Annotated in this window: 19 protein-coding genes; 10 read left to right on the plus strand and 9 right to left on the minus strand. The window is 66.8% G+C overall.

Annotated features, from left to right (window positions below):
• Window positions 1–43 precede the first annotated feature (43 nt).
• Window positions 44–499: a MaoC family dehydratase gene (locus DQP57_RS05590; RefSeq protein WP_112632052.1), complete on the plus strand. Its 456-nt coding sequence runs from the start codon at window positions 44–46 to the stop codon at window positions 497–499.
• 13 nt (window positions 500–512) lie between these two features.
• Here the strand turns inward: DQP57_RS05590 and DQP57_RS05595 are convergent, their stop codons facing one another.
• Entirely contained in the window at window positions 513–1,808 is a 1,296-nt protein-coding gene (locus DQP57_RS05595) for an acyl-CoA dehydrogenase family protein (RefSeq protein WP_165821755.1), read from the minus strand.
• Between the two features lie 81 nt (window positions 1,809–1,889).
• Complete coding sequence (locus DQP57_RS05600) at window positions 1,890–2,588, minus strand: GAF and ANTAR domain-containing protein (RefSeq protein ID WP_112632054.1); 699 nt, start codon at window positions 2,586–2,588, stop codon at window positions 1,890–1,892.
• Window positions 2,589–2,724: 136 nt separating this feature from the next.
• On the opposite strand from DQP57_RS05600, the gene DQP57_RS05605 reads away from it, so the two are divergent.
• Window positions 2,725–3,624: a manganese catalase family protein gene (locus DQP57_RS05605; RefSeq protein ID WP_112632055.1), complete on the plus strand. Its 900-nt coding sequence runs from the start codon at window positions 2,725–2,727 to the stop codon at window positions 3,622–3,624.
• A gap of 56 nt (window positions 3,625–3,680) precedes the next feature.
• On the opposite strand, the gene DQP57_RS05610 is transcribed toward DQP57_RS05605, so the two are convergent.
• A complete protein-coding gene (locus DQP57_RS05610; RefSeq protein ID WP_112632056.1) occupies window positions 3,681–4,259 on the minus strand; it encodes a hemerythrin domain-containing protein in 579 nt (192 codons plus the stop codon).
• A gap of 88 nt (window positions 4,260–4,347) precedes the next feature.
• Complete coding sequence (locus tag DQP57_RS05615) at window positions 4,348–5,445, minus strand: F420-dependent hydroxymycolic acid dehydrogenase (RefSeq protein ID WP_112632057.1); 1,098 nt, start codon at window positions 5,443–5,445, stop codon at window positions 4,348–4,350.
• A 51-nt stretch (window positions 5,446–5,496) separates the two neighbouring features.
• Here DQP57_RS05615 and DQP57_RS05620 point away from each other — a divergent pair, with 51 nt between their 5' ends.
• Both DQP57_RS05620 and DQP57_RS05625 read left to right on the plus strand, forming a co-directional pair.
• Window positions 5,497–6,102, plus strand: a complete 606-nt coding sequence (locus tag DQP57_RS05620; protein ID WP_112632121.1) for a GNAT family N-acetyltransferase — start codon at window positions 5,497–5,499, stop codon at window positions 6,100–6,102.
• A 64-nt stretch (window positions 6,103–6,166) separates the two neighbouring features.
• On the plus strand, window positions 6,167–6,514 hold the full coding sequence (locus DQP57_RS05625; RefSeq protein WP_112632058.1) for a hypothetical protein: 348 nt from the start codon (window positions 6,167–6,169) through the stop codon (window positions 6,512–6,514).
• 34 nt (window positions 6,515–6,548) lie between these two features.
• Here DQP57_RS05625 and DQP57_RS05630 read toward each other — a convergent pair whose 3' ends face one another.
• The gene (locus DQP57_RS05630; protein WP_205869050.1) at window positions 6,549–7,250 is read right to left on the minus strand and encodes a TetR family transcriptional regulator; all 702 of its coding nucleotides are present in this window, start codon (window positions 7,248–7,250) and stop codon (window positions 6,549–6,551) included.
• 43 nt (window positions 7,251–7,293) lie between these two features.
• On the opposite strand from DQP57_RS05630, the gene DQP57_RS05635 reads away from it, so the two are divergent.
• The 4 genes from DQP57_RS05635 to DQP57_RS05650 are packed head-to-tail and all read left to right on the plus strand — an operon-like array spanning window position 7,294 to window position 11,175.
• A complete protein-coding gene (locus tag DQP57_RS05635; RefSeq protein WP_112632060.1) occupies window positions 7,294–8,397 on the plus strand; it encodes a ferredoxin reductase in 1,104 nt (367 codons plus the stop codon).
• Between the two features lie 43 nt (window positions 8,398–8,440).
• Window positions 8,441–9,556 (plus strand): fatty acid desaturase family protein, encoded by a 1,116-nt coding sequence (locus DQP57_RS05640; protein ID WP_112632061.1) that lies wholly within the window; start codon window positions 8,441–8,443, stop codon window positions 9,554–9,556.
• Between the two features lie 42 nt (window positions 9,557–9,598).
• The gene (locus tag DQP57_RS05645; protein WP_205869051.1) at window positions 9,599–10,123 is read left to right on the plus strand and encodes an SRPBCC family protein; all 525 of its coding nucleotides are present in this window, start codon (window positions 9,599–9,601) and stop codon (window positions 10,121–10,123) included.
• Entirely contained in the window at window positions 10,123–11,175 is a 1,053-nt protein-coding gene (locus DQP57_RS05650; protein ID WP_112632063.1) for an LLM class flavin-dependent oxidoreductase, read from the plus strand. The genes DQP57_RS05645 and DQP57_RS05650 overlap by 1 nt, the downstream gene beginning before the upstream one ends.
• A 76-nt stretch (window positions 11,176–11,251) precedes the next feature.
• On the opposite strand, the gene DQP57_RS05655 is transcribed toward DQP57_RS05650, so the two are convergent.
• Both DQP57_RS05655 and DQP57_RS05660 read right to left on the minus strand, forming a co-directional pair.
• Window positions 11,252–12,355, minus strand: a complete 1,104-nt coding sequence (locus DQP57_RS05655) for a DUF1214 domain-containing protein (RefSeq protein ID WP_112632064.1) — start codon at window positions 12,353–12,355, stop codon at window positions 11,252–11,254.
• Entirely contained in the window at window positions 12,352–12,927 is a 576-nt protein-coding gene (locus DQP57_RS05660; RefSeq protein WP_112632065.1) for a TetR/AcrR family transcriptional regulator, read from the minus strand. The genes DQP57_RS05655 and DQP57_RS05660 overlap by 4 nt, the downstream gene beginning before the upstream one ends.
• Window positions 12,928–12,955: 28 nt before the next feature.
• Between DQP57_RS05660 and DQP57_RS05665 the strand changes: the two genes are divergently transcribed.
• The gene (locus tag DQP57_RS05665; RefSeq protein WP_112632066.1) at window positions 12,956–14,185 is read left to right on the plus strand and encodes a sulfotransferase family protein; all 1,230 of its coding nucleotides are present in this window, start codon (window positions 12,956–12,958) and stop codon (window positions 14,183–14,185) included.
• Window positions 14,186–14,210: 25 nt separating this feature from the next.
• Window positions 14,211–15,095, plus strand: coding sequence for an alpha/beta fold hydrolase (locus DQP57_RS05670; RefSeq protein WP_112632067.1), 885 nt, complete (start codon window positions 14,211–14,213; stop codon window positions 15,093–15,095).
• A gap of 1 nt (window position 15,096) precedes the next feature.
• On the opposite strand, the gene DQP57_RS05675 is transcribed toward DQP57_RS05670, so the two are convergent.
• The gene (locus DQP57_RS05675; protein ID WP_112632068.1) at window positions 15,097–15,309 is read right to left on the minus strand and encodes a TOBE domain-containing protein; all 213 of its coding nucleotides are present in this window, start codon (window positions 15,307–15,309) and stop codon (window positions 15,097–15,099) included.
• A gap of 84 nt (window positions 15,310–15,393) precedes the next feature.
• Window positions 15,394–16,005 carry a TetR/AcrR family transcriptional regulator gene (locus tag DQP57_RS05680; RefSeq protein ID WP_240631684.1) on the minus strand — a complete coding sequence of 204 codons (612 nt, stop codon included), beginning with the start codon at window positions 16,003–16,005 and terminating at the stop codon, window positions 15,394–15,396.
• Window positions 16,006–16,114 lie beyond the last annotated feature (109 nt).

The following is a 16,114-nucleotide window of genomic DNA, read 5'->3' on the forward strand; positions in this document are numbered from 1 at the left end:
CCCGGCGCTATTGTTGGCAGCCGAAATAAAGGAGAACCCGCCAATGCGCACCTTCGAATCAGTCAGCGAACTCGCCGCCGCCGCGGGCGAAGCCCTCGGTCACAGCGACTGGGTCACCGTCACCCAGGAAGACGTCAACCTGTTCGCCGATGCGACCGGCGATCACCAGTGGATCCACGTCGACCCGGAACGGGCCGCGGCGGGTCCGTTCGGCACGACCATCGCCCACGGCTTCATGACCTTGGCTCTGCTGCCGCGGCTGCAGCACCAGATCTACACCGTCAACGGCATCAAGCTCGCAATCAACTACGGCCTCAACAAGGTTCGCTTTCCCGCGCCGGTCCCGGTCGGCTCCCGGGTGCGCGCCCAGAGTTCGTTGGTCAGCGTCGACGACGTGGGTAACGGCGCCGTGCAGGCGACCATCTCGACCACCGTCGAGATCGAAGGGTCGCCCAAGCCGGCGTGCGTGGCCGAAAGCGTCGTGCGGTTCGTCGCCTGAAGCGTTGGGCGTCTTAGAACTCGGCGACGGCGTGTTCGAGCCGCTCGGCCAGGCGCGCCTGCGCTTCGGCCCGTCGGGTCGGTATGTGAGCTGACGGGAAAGGCGTTGTCACCGGCTCGTATTCGCGCAGGGTCCGGCGGGCGACCGTCATCTTGTGCAGTTCGGTGGCGCCGTCGGCGATACCCAGCGACTCGGCGGCCACCAGCATCTTGACGAACGGCATCTCATCGGAGACGCCGAGCGCGCCGTGCAGATGCATGGCCCGCTGCGCGACGTCGTGCAGCACCTGGGGCATGGCCACTTTCACCGCCGCGATGTCGCGGCGCACCTTCTGGTAGTCGTGGTGCTTGTCGATCAACCACGCGGTGCGCAGCACCAGTAGACGGAACTGCTCGATCTGGATCCAGCTGTCGGCGATCTTCTCCTGGGTCATCTGGAAATCGGCCAGCCGGCCGTGCCGGGTCTTGCGTGACACCGCACGCTCACACATCATGTCAAAGGCGCTGCGGGCCAAGGCAATCGTCCGCATGGCGTGGTGGATCCGCCCGCCACCCAGACGGGTCTGCGCGATCATGAACGCCTGCCCCTCGCCGCCGAGCACATGATCGGCGGGCACCCGGACGTCGTTGTAGCGGACGTAGCCGTGGGTGGCCCGCTGCGATGATTCGGCTCCGACACCGACATTGCGCACGATCTCGATGCCGGGCGTTTCGGCCGGAACGATGAACAGCGACATCTTGTCGTAGGTGCGGGCCTCGGCATTCGTGACCGCCATGACGATGAAGAACGACGCGTGCTTGGCGTTGGTGGAGAACCACTTCTCCCCGTTGATCACCCAGTAGTCGCCGTCTCGGGTTGCGGCGGTGACGAATTGGCCTGGGTCAGAACCGCCTTGCGGTTCGGTCATCGAGTAGCAGGAGGTGATTTCGCCGTCCAGCAGCGGCTGCAGGTAGCGGGCCTTCTGCTCGTCGGTGCCGAACAGGGCGAGGATCTCGGCGTTGCCGGAATCCGGTGCCTGACAGCCGAACACCGACGGAGCCCAGCGTGAGCGGCCCAGGATTTCGTTGAGCAGCGCCAGCTTGACCTGACCGAAGCCCTGGCCGCCCAACTCCGGACGCAGGTGTGCGGCCCACAACCCCTGATCCTTCACCTGCTGCTGCAGGGGCCGCAGGATGGCCATCATCTCGGCGTTCTTCTTGTCGTACGGGTCGAGCGCGACCAGGTCGAGCGGTTCCAGCTCATCGGCCATGAATTTTTCGACCCAGTCCAGCTTTGCCTGGTATTCGGGGTCTGTTTCGAAGTCCCACACCGTGGCCAACCAATCCCCGGCGCAACGCCGCGCCGGCCTCGCTGATGAAGCCACCCCATCCTAGAGCGAGACGGCGGAGGTTCAGTCGGCGCTGCGCGTATCGATCACGCGCTGGGCGACATCGATGAGTTTGGTCTGGCTTTCCTGGGAAAGCCGGCGCAGCAACTCGAAGGCCCGCACATCGTCGACGCCGTAGCGCTCCATGATGATGCCCTTGGCCTGGCCGATGCGGTCTCGTGTGGACAGGGCCGATTGCATCTGCCGGCCGTGCCGTCCGGCCATGATCGCCGAGGCGGCATGGGCGGCGAACACGGATCCGATGGTCTCGGCTTCGGTGTCCCACACATTGGCCCGGAAACTGAACAGGTTGAGGGCGCCGGCGGTGCGCTCGGCGGTGTACAGCTTGAACGAGAGGCTGCTGAGCACCCCGTGATCCACGGCGGCCGGCGCGTAGCGAGGCCAGCGCGGTTCGTCACGGAGGTCGTCGGTGCGCACGATCGTTTCTTTGAGGGCGGCGTCGTGACAGGGGCCCTCGCCGAAGTCGTTCTGGAGCTTGTCGAGCTGCGCCACCAAACTGTCGGTGTCCGCGACCGATTCGAACTCGCCGCCCCCCTTGAGCAGCAGCACTCCCGCGATGTCCGTGGCCGGTATCAGCTCCACCGCCGCGGTGGTCACATCGGCGAGGACCCGGTCGAGCGAGCGTGGCGTGGCGATCTCACGGGCGAGCTGGGCCATGCGCGTAGCCAGCTCGTGCCGTGAGGTTGGGTCTAAAGACTCCATAGGGGCGCATTCTGCACGATGTCATCGAAGCCGTCACCCTCGCGGCCCAGAAATTTGCTGTCCCCCGAGTTTGGCGCAAAAGGCCCCGGGTATCCGGCGTCGACAACCCGATCTCGACCCCCCAAGGGAGACACCAGTGTTTGTGCACAACAAAGATCTTCAATTCGAGGTTCGTGTCGATCGACCCGATCCTCGGTTCGCGTCGCTGCTGATGGACCAGTTCGGCGGAGCCAACGGCGAACTCACCGCGGCGCTGCAGTACTTCACCCAGGCGTTCGTGCTGCGGCAGAAAAACCCGAAAATGTATGACCTGTTCATGGATATCGCGACCGAGGAGCTCAGCCACCTCGAAATGGTCGGATCGATGATCACGATGTTGCTCGACGGGCTCAACGACAACCTCAAGATTGCCAATGAAAAATGCGACTGGATGCCGGCGGTGGCGGCAAATGGTGGCGGCCGGGACGGTCTCATCCACTCGGTTGCGGTCAATCCGTTGTTTCTCGTGCTCAGCGGCGGTGGCCCGGATGTCAAGGACTCCGGGGGAAACAACTGGACCGGCGCCTACATCGATGCCAACGGCGACCCGACCGTGGATCTGCGCAACAACGTCGCGGCGGAATCGCGCGCCAAGATCGTCTACGAATACCTCAAGCAGTTCACCGACGACCCCGGCGTGCAGGACACCTTGACGTTCCTGATGACGCGCGAGGTGGCGCACTATCAGCAGTTCACAGCGGCGCTCAATGAGCTCCCGGTGAACTTCCCGCCGGGGCAGCTGCCGGGCGACCCGCGGTTCCAGAACGTGGCGTTCAACATGTCCAACGGCGGTGGCGAGTCCATCCGCGGCCCGTGGAACCAAGGGCAGGGCCCCTGGCCCGAGGGCACGGAATGGGAGTACGTCGAAAAGCCCGAAGAACAATGGCTGGGCGGCACCACCCGCAAGAACACCGGCGCCAAGGTGAACCCGCAGGGCTCGCCGGCGGTCAACGCCGAGAAGCCCTTCACCCACGAACAACACGTTCCCACCGGCTAATTGGACATGGGAAGGGCCGGGCCCTGCTTGCCTGGCGCCCGGCCCTTCCCATGTTGTCAGTGCATCTGCGGATCCGGCGGGTTGTCCTCGCCGCGGCCGGTCACGGCGTCGCGGAGGTGGTCGACGATTGCAGCCCCCATGCCCATCGTTTTCAGTACGGCCGGGTTGGGTGGGGTATCGGGGTGCGGCCGGGTAGGGGCGATCTTCTTCGCCGCCTCCAGCTTTTCGCCGATCTTCTCCAAATCCTCACGGCTGAGCACGCTTTCGACCTGCGGCCAGACCTCGTCCTGCTCGTAGGCGATGTGCTCCCGACCCGCCTTGACGAACTCTTGCAACGCTTCGTGGTAATCCGGATCACCCGGCTTACCGTCCTCGAGGCGCTGCAGCAGCTTCTTTCCGGCCTGCTCCTGCTCGAGGGCCTTGTCGACGAGGCCGTCGCCGATCGCGTCGCGCACCGCGGGCCAAAAGAACTGCTCTTCAATGGCTTCGTGCTGCGATTCGGCGATGACGAGGTTGTTCACCATCGTTTCCAGACCGCTCGCCTGGGCGCCCTCGCCCGACGGCGCGCCGTCGAGCGTCTCCAACAAACCGAGCACGCTCTTGTGGTCCTGACGAAGAAAAGTGATTGCATCCATGCGTTGCCTTCCGGGTGGGGCTGCTAGTCGAAGTTGCGTGCGGATACCCGGGGCGGCGGCGCCGAAACGGTGGGCGGCCCGGGTCCGGTCAGCGCAACTTCGGCAAGACGTTGGCGCGGTAGAACTCGATAGCCACACCGGGATCGTCTTGCGGAAAGTGCAGAAACGGGACCGCGCCGGCGTCGAGGATCCCCTGGACGGCCTCGATGTGGCGAGCCGGGTCGGTGCCGACGGTCCAGCCCGCCAGCACCTTGTCGATGGGGTTTGACTCGGCCGCGCGCTGGATCTCGACGGGATTGGGCTGATCGACGGCCCCGGCGGTGAAACGCCACAGCGTGGCGGCCCTGGCCGCGACGGCGTTGTCGCCGACGACCGCGAACAGTTCGGCGCGTTTGCCGAGGGTGGCCACGTCACGACCGACGGCCTGGGCGCCCGCACCGAAGGCGGCCAACAGTTTTGGATTCGTAATATCGTTCGCCTGCGTGATCCAGCCGTCACCGTACTGTCCGGCCAGTTTCGCGCTCTTCGGGCCGGCGGCCGCGACGAAGATCGGTGGGGGCGTCGGCGGAACATCGTAGAGTTTCAGCGAATTCATCTGAAAATACCGGCCGGCGAAGGAGATTCGCGAACCGCTCCACAGTTGGCGGATCAGCTGTACCGCTTCGGCCAGCCTGTCGTGACGCTCGGCGTAGTTGCCGTAGGTGTTCGTGGTGGCCTGTTCGTTGAGCCGTTCACCGGTGCCCACACCCAGAAACACCCTGCCGGGATAAAGGATCGCCAGCGACGCGAACGCGTGCGCCACCGTCGCGGGGTGGTAGCGGTAGGTCGGACAGGTCACCCCGGTGCCGAACGACACGTGGCTGGTGGCGCTGCCGACTAGGGCCAGTGTCAGCCACGGAAACATGGCGTGGCCTTCGTTGTCCTGCCACGGCTGGATGTGGTCGCTGGCCCATACGTGTTGGAAGCCGGCGTGTTCGGCCGCCTGAGCCTGTGCCACCAGCTGGTCGGTGCGGAACTGCTCGTGGGAGAGGACGAAGCCCACGCCCTTGCCCGGCGAAGGCGGCGGTCCGCTGGACTGGCCGTGCTCGGTAGCCGGTTCCGCGCAGCCCTGCGCCCACCCGACGGAACCGAGCACGCCGGCGCCGGCCGCCATCCGTCCCAACGCTCGACGCGAGATGCCGGTCACCGGTTCGGCATACCCGTCACGCCGGGCCTCACACGCACTAGCGTGATGCAGATGACCCCGCAGGTCCGCCCGGCAGTCAAAGCCGATGTCCGCAAGCTGTCACGCACGCTGGCCCGCGCGTTCTACGACGACCCGGTGATGATCTGGCTGATTCCCGATCAGGACAAGCGGATCGCGCACCTGTCGCGGTTGTTCGCGACGATGACCCGCCATCACCACCTTTCCCGCGGTGGCGTCGAGGTGGCCGGCGCGCAGGCGGATATCGGCGCGGCGGCGCTGTGGGATCCGCCCGATCAGTGGCAGGAGACGCCCCGCGGTCAACTGGCGATGACACCGACGTTCATCCGGGTGTTCGGGCTGCGCTCGATGCGGGGGCGTGCGGTACAGGAATTGATGAAAAGCGTGCACCCCGAGGAACCGCACTGGTATCTGGCCGTGATCGGCAGCGACCCGTCGGTCCGCGGCACGGGGTTCGGGCAGGCGCTGATGCGGTCGCGGCTGGACCGCTGCGACGCCGAGTACTGCCCGGCCTATCTCGAGTCGAGCAAGCCCGAAAATGTGCCGTACTACGAGCGTTTCGGCTTCAGCGTCACCCGTGAGATCGTGCTGCCCGACGACGGCCCGAGCCTGTGGGCCATGTGGCGCCCGCCACGGTAGTGACGCGGCCCAATGGCCCGCCGCCCGCGTTTAGCCCCCCGACACCGCGGGCAACCGGGTGGGCATGAGCGATAACCCGCAGGCCGACGTGGACCCCGCGGACTTCCCCGAAGAGGGCGGCCCGGGTGACACCTTGAACCCGAGTGAAGGCACCGACTCGGACGAATTGCGCAACGACGACGGGGACATCGTGGTCGACCCGCCTGAGGGCTGGAGCGAGGCCGACCGGTTCGGCATGACGGCCCGAGAAGAACGCGAGGGCGAATCCCTCGACGCCCGACTGGCGGCCGAGGAGCCCGACGTGCCCGACGCCGTCGAGCCGGTCGACGACGGTCCCCGGCGCGCGCACCGGGGTCAGATCGACGGCACCCCGGAGGACGGTGACTCGCTCTACGACGTCGTCGACGAGTAAGTCAGTGCTCGGCTGTTTACTCCAGCCGGGCGAATCAGGGCGTGCTTCGCCAACCGGCGATGCCGGTCGCGATCATCCGCAACTGCTTGACCGCGAGCCGGCGGATGTCCTCGGTCGCCTCGGCGCTCTGCGAATCCTCGATGGCCTCCGCGATGACGATCATGGCGTTGACGAACAGGGTGGCCAGCACGTTGAGATCCTCGGTGGTCCACTTGTTCAGGCCGGGGAATCGGGCAAGGTCGGTGGCCAGCTCGGACGTGATCAGCCGGATCTCGGTGCGGATGGCGTAGCGCAGCACCGACAGGCCGCTGTTGCGCTCCCGGCCGATGAGGCGCCAGTGTTCGCGCCTGTCGGCGACGCTGGCGACCAGGATCTCGACGGATGACTCGATCACCCGATTCGGGTCGAGCTTGCCGGCACGGGCGTCGCGCAGGGTGTCGCGCAAGCTCCGGAACGACTCGTCGATCAGGACCAGGCCCAGGGCCTCCATCGATTCGAAGTGCCGGTAGAACGCCGCCGGAACGATCCCGACCTCACGGGTCACCTCGCGCAGGCTCAAGCTGGAGAAACTGCGGTCCTGCAGGAGCTTGAGTGCCGCGGCGATGATGGCCCGGCGCGTCGCCTCCTTGCGCTCCTCGCGCGACTGGCTTTCGCGCGCACGCTCGCGCCCTGAGCCCCGTCCCCGTGAGCTAGGAGTACGGCTGTTCACTGTGTGAACCCTACCACAGCCAGGCATTAAACCCTTGACTGGATGGCCGTCGTGGCCGCACGGTGTACATATGTTCACTCAAACCGCTCAAGTTTCTGGCCGGGTCCTCGCGCGGACACTTCGGCAGCGCGTGTTGGGTTCAGAGCTCCTAGACCTGCTGACCGGTCCGCACGGCGTCGACCGCTACACCGAACTGGTGGCGCCGACCTGGACGCTGGGCGAAGCCCGCGCCAAGGTGACCGACGTGCGCCGGACCACACCCCGCAGCGTCACCCTGACCCTGACCCCCAACGACACCTTCGTGTCGGCTCACACCCTCAAGGCCGGGCAGTACGTCAACCTCGCCGTGGAGATCGACGGCCGGCGCCACATCCGGTGCTATTCGCCCGCCAACGCCGAAGGCGCCGCCACCCTCGAGTTGACCATCGGCCGCCACGACGGCGGCCTGGTCTCGAACTATCTGTACGACCACGCGCACCGCGGCATGGTGGTCGGTCTGACCGGCACCGGCGGCGACTTCACGTTGCCGGCGCCGGGACCGCGCAGCCCGAGGCGAATCCTCTTCGTCTCCGGGGGAAGCGGCATCACCCCGGTGATGTCGATGCTGCGGACGCTGGTCGCCCGGGGCCACGACGGCGACATCGCATTCGTCCACTACGCGCGCACGCCGGCCGAGGCCTGCTATCGCGACGAGCTGAGCGCCATGCCCGGCGTCCGGGTGCTGCACGGCTACACCCGCTCCGAGGGCGGCGACCTCGCCGGACGCTTCGGCGCGGAGCACCTGGCCGCCGCGATGACGTCCCCCGACGCGGTATTCGTCTGCGGCCCAGCGCCTTTGGTCGATGCCGTGCGGTCGCACTGCGACAACGTCTACACCGAGAGCTTCGTGCCGCCGGCACTCGATGTGCCGGCCAATCCGTCGGGTGGACGAGTCACGTTCTCCGACAGCGGTGTTGACATCGTCGACGACGGACGCTCGCTGTTGGAGCAGGCTGAGTCGGCCGGGCTGTCGCCCGAAAACGGATGCCGGATGGGCATCTGCCACACCTGCACGCGGCGTAAGACCGCCGGCACCGTGCGCAACCTGGTCACCGGTGCGGTCTCGACCGCTCCCGACGAGGACGTGCAGATCTGCGTGTCCGTTCCGGTCGGTGACGTGGACCTGTCACTGTAGCGGCAGGCCATTCCAGCCCCTGAAAACCTCTGGAGGACAGACAATGTCGAACGCCAAGATTGCCCTGACACCCGAACAGGCCGACGCATTCGGCCGCGAACTCGACGCCATCAAGGAACGCGTGATGGCAGAACTCGGCGAGCAGGACGCCGACTACATCCGCCGCGTCATCAAGGCGCAGCGTGCGCTGGAAGTCGGTGGCCGGGCGCTGTTGTTCGCCGGGTTCCTGCCCCCGGCATGGCTCGCCGGCACCGCGATGCTGGGACTGTCGAAGATCCTGGACAACATGGAGATCGGCCACAACATCATGCACGGTCAGTACGACTGGATGCGTGACCCGGCCATCTCCGGTCGCACCTTCGAGTGGGACACGGCATGCCCCGCCGACCAATGGCGGCACTCGCACAACTACATGCATCACACTCACACCAACATCGTGGGAATGGACCGCGACATCGGCTACGGAATTCTGCGGATGAGCGAAGACCAGCGCTGGCAGCCGTACTTCCTCGGCAACCCGATCTACGCATTCCTGCTGATGGTGTTGTTCCAGTACGGCGTTGCGCTGCACGAGCTCGAAACCGAGCGCATCCGCTCCGGTGAAATCCGGCTCGAGGACAAGCGCGAAGTCCTGCGGGCCATCTGGCGCAAGACCCGCCGCCAGACCCTGAAGGACTACGTCGCCTTCCCGCTGCTGGCCGGACCCTTCGCGCCGTTCGTCTTCACCGGCAACCTCACCGCCAACCTGATGCGCAACGTGTGGTCGTACATGATCATCTTCTGCGGCCACTTCCCGGACGGGACGCAGGAATTCACCGTCGAGGAAACCAAGGACGAGTCACGCGGCATGTGGTACTTCCGCCAGATCCTCGGCTCGGCAAACCTGACGGGCGGCAAGATCTTTCACCTGCTGTCGGGCAATCTTTCGCACCAGATCGAGCACCACCTGTTCCCCGACATGCCCGCGCGCCGCTACGCCGACATCGCGCCCGAGGTGCAGGCGATTTGCGAACGCTACGGCATCCCGTACAACCGCGGTCCGCTGCTGCGCCAGTTCGGCACCGTCGTCCGCAAGATCGTCCGGCTGAGCGTCCCGGACTCGTGGGTGCACAAGTCCGGCGCCGAGAAGTCTCCCGAGCCCGAGCCGATCGCCGCATAAGTCCGCGGTCCGGGCGTTGCCTCGGGCCGGGACAGGGGCACAATGAGGTCCGTGGAATGGACCGGCGCGCGTTACGCGGACACCCCGACCGTGGAGGCCTCGACGTGGATCGACGCCGATCCGGCACGGGTGTGGAGCCTGGTCTCCGACATCGCGCTGATGCCGGCGTTCAGCAGTGAACTCAAGGCCGTGGAATGGGCCGAGGGATCGGACGGTCCGCGGGTCGGCGCTCGGTTCGTCGGACACAACGAGCACGATGCGTTCGGGCAGTGGACCAGCACCTCGCATATCGTGGCCTGCGATGAACCACGTGAATTCGCTTGGGCGGTCGGTGACTACGACGATCCCGCCGCGAAGTGGCGATTCCGGCTGACGCCGCGCGATGGCGGCACCGAGCTGAACTACTGGATGCAGATGGGGCCGGGACGCTCGGGCCTGTCGGTGGCCATCGAATCGATGCCCGACAAGGAACAGAAAATCGTGTTCGTGCGGCTGCGCGAGTTCGAGGGCGCGATCGGGAAAACCCTCGCGGCGATCAAGCGGTTGGCCGAACACGGAGTGCATTGATGCGGACCGCCACGACGGTCGAGTTGTCGGGCACCGGGAGCCAAACCGCCGAGGTCGTGGCCTTCGTCGCCGAGGCGGAGAAACTGGGTCTCGACGTCTGCTGGGTGGCCGAGGCGTGGGGCGCGGATGCGCCGTCGGCGCTGGGCTACTTGGCGGCGCGGACCGAGCGGATGCTGCTCGGTTCCGGCGTGCTGCAGGTCGGCACCCGATCGCCGGTCCTGGTCGCCCAGACCGCGGTCACGCTGTCCAATCTGTCGAACGGACGATTCCTGCTCGGTTTGGGCGCCTCCGGTCCCCAAGTGATCGAGGGCCTGCACGGTGTCTCGTTCAGCCGGCCGCTTGCTCGCATCTCCGAAACGGTCGACATCGTGCGGCAGGTCTTCGCGGGCGGGAAGATCTCCTATGCGGGAAGGGAATTCGAGATCCCCCGGCCCGGCGGTGAGGCGGTGCCGATGCGCTTGTCGACCCGCGCCGAGCACGCCATTCCGGTCTATCTGGCCGCGCTGTCACCGGCGATGCTGCGGTTGACCGGGCGGGTTGCCGACGGCTGGCTGGGCACCAGCTTCGTTCCCGAAGGAGCCGGCGACGCCTACTTCGCCCACCTCGACGAGGGGCTGGCCGCCGCGAACCGCGCCCGCGCCGACATCGACATCTGCCAGGGCGCCGAAGTCGCTTTCGCCGCAGACGAAGACGAGCTGAAGGGCATGGTCGCGGGCCGCAAGAAAGAGCTGGCCTTCAGCCTCGGCGGCATGGGATCGTCGGGGACGAATTTCTACAACCAGGCCTACAGCCGGCAGGGCTGGGCGGACGTCGCCGCCGAGGTGCGGAAGCGCTGGCAGCGCGGCGACCGCGACGGGGCGGCCGGTGTGGTGACCGACGAGATGGTGCTGGCCACCACGCTGATCGGGACAGAGGCGATGGTCTCAGCGCGCCTGACGGTGTGGCGAGACGCCGGCGTGAACACGGTGCGGCTGTATCCCGCGGGCGACACCCTGGACGCGAAACTGGAGACGCTGGGCCGCGCGATCGAGCTGGTCCGCGAGGTCGCCTAGCTACCGCCGAACGTGCACTGGCGGCGGGATTTTCGCCGCTTTTCGCCCTCATTGCACGCTCGGCGAAACCGGAGCATCAGTGCGTGCCGGTCGGGACGTCGGCGGCCTTGACGAGTCGCACCTCGGGCCGCTGCGGCACGCCGTCGGCCAGGAACCAGCGAAACGCCAGATTGCCACGCGGATAACCCAGCGTGGTAAGCGAATTGGGGTGCTTCGTCGCGCTGTTCGACAAGACGACCGTCACCGAGCCGTCGCTGTTGGTGACGGCGCTGTGGCCGTTGAGGGAGCACCGGGCGTCCTGCGCGCCGAAGGTCGCCATGAACTGGTTCCACACCACCAGGTTCCAGAACCTGCACGACGGCGGCCGGTGCGTGATCACCAGCGCCTCGTCGTCGTCGAGCACGAAGCTGCCGTAGGAGTAGCAGGCGTCACGCGCCGACCAACCGAAGTTGGCGTCCGGCACCTGATAGGGATCGGCGAATGCGTTGGCAGCAGGGGCGGTTTCGTGCCCGAGCGCGTGCTGTTCGTCGACCCGGTCTCCGACCGCCAGCGGCACGATCGCGAACATGGTCCGCAGCCAGGTGGCGGCGGCGCGCAGGCTCGCCGCGGTCTCGGCGTCGCCGTGCCGGATGGGATCGGCCTCGTCGAGCGCCTCGATGTGCCACGTCACCGGGCGGCCGGTCAGGGGGTCGGCCTGGTAGTCGCGGGTCATCAGCACGGCCGCGTCCGGCGTGGCGGGAAATTCGAAGGCGAAGTTCCCGTCGGCGTCGACATCGAGATCGGTGTCGCGGACGATCGCGACCACCCGGTCCGACCACGCGCCCGGGGTTGGCTCGTTGTAGGCGGTCACCGAAAAGTACACGCTGTCACCCTTGTTCCCGCTGATCCGGTACCGGCGCGCGGGATCGATCGGGCAGATGAAGTAGTAGGCGTCGGTGTTGTCGCCGCCCCAGCGGCGGTCGCGGCGGAACGGCGTGTTCACCGCGACGAACTGTGGCCGGCCCGGTTCAGGAAAGAGGTAGGTGTCCAGGGCCATGCCCAGGGTGGCGGCGAGCATCCGGTAGCCGTCGGCGACATGGCGGTCGTCGGTGACCGCACGGTCACCTTGGAGGAATGAGTGACCCAGTTCGCCAAGGGTTTTCAGCAGTTCCTGCCACGCCTCGGTCGATTGGTGCGTCATGCGGTGATTCCTTTCAGGAGCAACCTGGTGGTGCGCTCGACCCACGCATCGTCGAGTTCGGTGGCGCGGGTGAGCAGGGCCACCAGCGTGATGCCGGCGATGGTTTCGGCCAGCTCGGCCGCGGTGACGTCCGGCCGCACGTCGCCGCGTGCCGCGGCCGCCGCCAGCCAGTCGGCGAGGCCGCCGCCGATGACACCGGCGAAGCGCTCCAGCAGCGCCGAATGCAGCGTCGGGTCCGCGGCCAGCTCGCCGATGAGCCCCGGCAGGGCCGCCCTGGCGGCCGGCGTGGTCAGGAAAGCCATTGTGCGGCGGACCATCTCGCGCAGGCCGTCGGCCGTCGACGTGGTATCGGGGATGGCGGTTCCGGCGCCGATCGGGAACACCGCCTCGTGCACCAGGTGCGCCTTGCTGGGCCAGCGACGGTAGATGGCGGGCTTGCTGGTGCCGGCGCGTTCGGCAATGGCGGAGACCAGCAACCCGGGATAGCCGGTCTCGGCCAGCAGTTCGACCGTCGCGCGAAGCACCGCGGCGTCGATCCGGGGGTCACGGGGTCTGCCAAAATCCACTACCATTACGAAACTCAGAGTAACATAAGTCGCCGTGACCGTTCGCCTCGATGACCTCGACCGACCGCGCTTCAGCGCCGAGGGCCAGCAGATCCTGGACATGATGGCCTCGATGGCCGCCCAGTGCCCGTTGGATGCCGACGCGCTGCACGCTCAGGCCAGCGCCGACACCGGCCTGCACGACTTCGGGCCCGACGACTACCGCGAGCGCCTCGAGGTCTACCTCGCCGCACTGCGCGAGATCGACGGGCTGCACGACGCGGGCGTGGTGAACTTCTATGGGCAGCTACTGCAAATCCTCAAGAACCGGTTGTTGTTGACCGACTTGCTGACTCGCCATCCCGAGATCCACGAGATCGAACTGCGTTCACCGGTGGTCATCGCGGGCCTACCCCGCACCGGCACCACCCACCTGCACAATCTGCTCGCCGCGGCGCCGACCTTCCGCACCATGCCGTACTGGGAAAGCAACGAGCCGTTCCCGATGCCGAATGAGGTTGGCGCCGAGCCGGATCCGCGCAGAAGCCGGATGGATGTCGCGGTCGGGGTGATCAACATGGTGATGCCGCATTTCGCGCTGATGCACGAGATGACCACCGATCACGTCCACGAAGAGATCCAGCTGCTGGCCAACGACGTGTCCACGATGCTGCTGGAGACGCTCGCCGACGTGCCCCGCTGGCGCGACTACTACCAGGCTCACGATCAGACGCCGCACTACGAGTACTTGGCCACCCAGCTCCGCGCGATGCAGTTTCTGCGCGGTGGGCGGCGCTGGCTGCTCAAATCGCCCCAGCATCTCGAACAGGTGCCGGTCTTGGACCGGGTCTTTCCCGACAGCATCGTCGTGTTCACCCATCGCGACCCGGTCCCGGTGGCGCTGTCGATGATCGCGATGATCACCTACTCCGCCCGCATGCACCGCTCGCCGGTGCCGGTGGAGCAGATCGCCAACTCCTGGATCGACCGTCTGGATCAGATGCTGACCGCGCTCGTGCGCGACCGCGACACCATCGGTCCGGACCGCTCGATCGACATCCGCTTCGACGACTTCATGGCCGACGAGCTCGGCGTGGCCGAGCGGGTGTACGCCCTGGCCGGCGAACCGTTCACCGACGAGGCGCGCAGGGCCGTCGGCGACTACCTCGCGGGCCACCGGCGCGGGCGATTGGGCAACGTCGAGACGTCCTACGAAATGTTCGGGTTGAGCGAGGGCCGCCTGCGCGAACGCTTCGCACCGTACGTCGAGCGGTTCCTGAAATAGGCGCAGTGCGCTAGCTTTTCAAGGCATGGTCACCATGCCCGCGCTGGACGGCGTCGAACACAGGTACGTCGAGCTGGGAAGCGGCGTCACCATCCACGTCGCGGACGCCGGTCCGGCCGACGGACCGGCCGTCATGCTGGTGCACGGCTTCCCGGAGAACTGGTGGGAGTGGCACGAGCTGATCGGTCCGCTGGCCGCCGACGGTTACCGGGTGTTGTGTCCCGACCTGCGGGGTGCGGGCTGGAGTTCGGCGCCCCGCTCGCGGTATCTGAAGGCGGAGATGGCCGAGGACCTTGCGGGCGTGCTCGACGACCTGCGGATCGCCAAAGTGAAGCTTGTCGCCCACGACTGGGGTGGGCCCGCCGCCTTCATCATGATGTTGCGCCATCCGGAGAAGGTGACCGGCTTTTTCGGGCTCAACACCGTGGCGCCCTGGGCGAAGTTCGATTTGGCGGCGGCCCGCGACCTGTGGCGGTTCTGGTATCAGGTTCCGATGTTGCTGCCCGCGATCGGGCCCCGGGTGCTCAGCGATCCCCACTGGCGGTTTCTGCGGCTGCTGGGTTCGTGGGTCGGCGGCGGGTTTCCGCTGCCCGAGGAAAGCGTGCGGTTGTACGCCGAGTGCATGCGCCAACCCGGGCACGCGGAGGCCGGATCACGGTGGTATCGCAGCTTCCAGACCACGGAGATGCGCAGCTGGCTGAGCGGTGAGTACGACGATCGTCGAGTCGACATACCGGTCCGCTGGTTGAGCGGGACTGACGATCCGGTGATCACTCCGCGGCTTTTGGACGGATACGCCGACCACATAAGCGATTTCGAGGTGGAGCTGGTCGACGGAGTCGGTCACTGGATCGTCGCGCAGCGACCAGATTTGGTTCTGGATCGGTTGCGCGCGTTCATGAAACTCTGAGTCAGTCGACGCCGATGGTGACTTCTGTCGACTTGATGAACACGGTCGCTTTCTGACCGACCTTGAGCCCGAGGTCGGCCGCGGCATCCTTGGTGACCGACGACGTGATGACCTGGTCGCCGCCGTCGAGCGTCACCTTGACCACCGCCATCACCGCGCCGAGGTCGACCTCGGTGATGGTCCCTTTGAGCTGATTTCGGGTTGACAGCCGCATCGCTAGGTCCTCCGTTTCCGCAAAAGCCATTCCGGCGATGAGCCTAGGCCCCGAAAACCGTTCGCGCGACGGCTTTCCGCGTTGTCAGTGCCGGGGACCCAGCAGAGCGACGGATGCATCCACGGCCGGCTCGACGATCTCACGGACGGCCCGACCGTCTTCGACCGCAAGGGCGGTGAGTTCACGCAGACCGCCCAACAGAACCACGGCCAGCGGCGTGGTCAACGGCGGCAGCTGGGCTCGGCGGAATCCCGGACTTGCGCTGAGGTCGATCAGCAGGGTGGACAGCACCTGCAGGCCGCGGCGCTGGACCGGGCGAGCGGCGTCGCCCAGTGACGGCAGTTCCCGGATCAAGCTCAAGGTGATGGCCGGCCGGGATTCGATGTGGGCGACGTAGGCCTCGACGGCCTGGCGTATCTGCTGGTGCCAGTCGGCTTCGGGATCGACGGCGGACTCGATGCGCTGGCCGAGGATTTCGATGTCGACGCCCAACAGTTCCAGGAAACACTCCTGTTTGCCGGCGAAGTGGTCGTAGAACGTGCGCTTGGACGTGCGCGCGTAGCGGACGACGTCGGCGACGGTGCTGGCGCGGTAACCGCGCTCGCTGATCGAGGCGGCGAGGCCGTCGAGCAGCCGCTGCCGAAACGGATCGCCGCCGACGGCCTCATCGGCCGTCGCTGCCACCGCTGATGTCACGCAGGCGCCCCTTTCGGTGAGTGCGGCACCTTGTCAGGCTTGGTACTTCAGAGTACCGTACCCAGGAGATGCCGCGGTACATCGGCGTACCACGCCGGTGCCGGGGCGG

The sequence above is a fragment of the Mycobacterium colombiense genome, from assembly GCF_003284935.1.
Taxonomy (GTDB): Bacteria; Actinomycetota; Actinomycetes; order Mycobacteriales; family Mycobacteriaceae; genus Mycobacterium; species Mycobacterium arosiense_A.